The sequence below is a fragment of the Nocardia otitidiscaviarum NBRC 14405 genome, from assembly GCF_000308635.1.
Taxonomy (GTDB): domain Bacteria; phylum Actinomycetota; class Actinomycetes; order Mycobacteriales; family Mycobacteriaceae; genus Nocardia; species Nocardia otitidiscaviarum.
In genome coordinates this window covers 1-873 of the sequence record NZ_BAGD01000247.1, presented here as the reverse complement: position 1 = coordinate 873, position 873 = coordinate 1, and the positions used below count along the sequence as shown (strand labels likewise).

Below are 873 nucleotides of genomic sequence, written 5' to 3'. Positions count from 1 at the left end.
AATTCGCGGTAGAATTGGTGCATGATTCCGGAGGGGGAAACGCGAGGCGGTGATACCGCGGCCGGTGTGTCGGCGGCGATGGACGCCCTGCTCGCGACCGATCTCACCGGACTGTCCGACACCGCTCTGGTGGAGGTGATGCGGGAGGTGGAGTCGGTGCGGTGTCGGATGGCGGCACTGTCGCATCGCATGATCGCTGAGGTCGAGTCCCGGCATCTGTGGGAGCGTGCCGGAGCCAAGGGCATGCGCGGCTATTTGATCGATGTATTGCGGTTGTCGGCCGCCGAGGCCGGAGCGCGGGTGCGGGCGTCGGTCCCGTTGCGGCCGCGTGCGTTCTGCGGGGAACCCGGACCGGCGTTGTTGCCGACCACCGCGAGGTTGCAGGCCGAGGGCGCGATCTCACCCGAGCATGCGCGGGTGATCATGCGGGTGATGGACCGTATCCCCAACGCGGTGCCCGCCCAGACGCAGGCCGAGGCCGAACAGCAGCTCGCCCGCGCGGCGAGCCAGATGCCGCCGGAGTATGTGAGCAAGGTCGGGCACGTGCTGCTGTCGTGCTTGGATCCCGACGGGGTCCTCACCAACGACGACGACCGGGCGCGGCGCCGCGAGCTCTGGGTCGGCAAGCAACGCGTCGATGGCATGAGCGAGGTCAAGGGCGTGCTGGATCCGCAGTTGCGGGCGTTGTTGGATGTGGTGTTGGCGAAGTGGGCGCGGCCGGGGATGTGCAATCCCGGAGGATCCCGACAGCCCCCGCATGGGACCCGCAGCCGTGGACAAGGATGTGGTGGAGGCGGCGGCGCGGCGGGATCGGCGTAGTGCCGGGCAGCGTAACCACGACGCGCTCAAAGCCTTCCTCGCCGCCGGGGGTGG

At 69.2% G+C, this 873-nt stretch carries 1 protein-coding gene; it reads left to right on the top strand.

All coding sequences use genetic code 11. The features are described from left to right. Positions 1 to 21: 21 nt before the first annotated feature. A complete protein-coding gene (locus ON31_RS29515; protein WP_051037921.1) occupies positions 22 to 819 on the top strand; it encodes a DUF222 domain-containing protein in 798 nt (265 codons plus the stop codon). Positions 820 to 873: the final 54 nt, after the last annotated feature.

Excerpts from the sequence above, each read along its gene's own strand:
- ON31_RS29515 (WP_051037921.1), top strand. The coding sequence starts at position 22 with ATGATTCCGGAGGGGGAAACGCGAGGCGGTGATACCGCGGCCGGTGTG.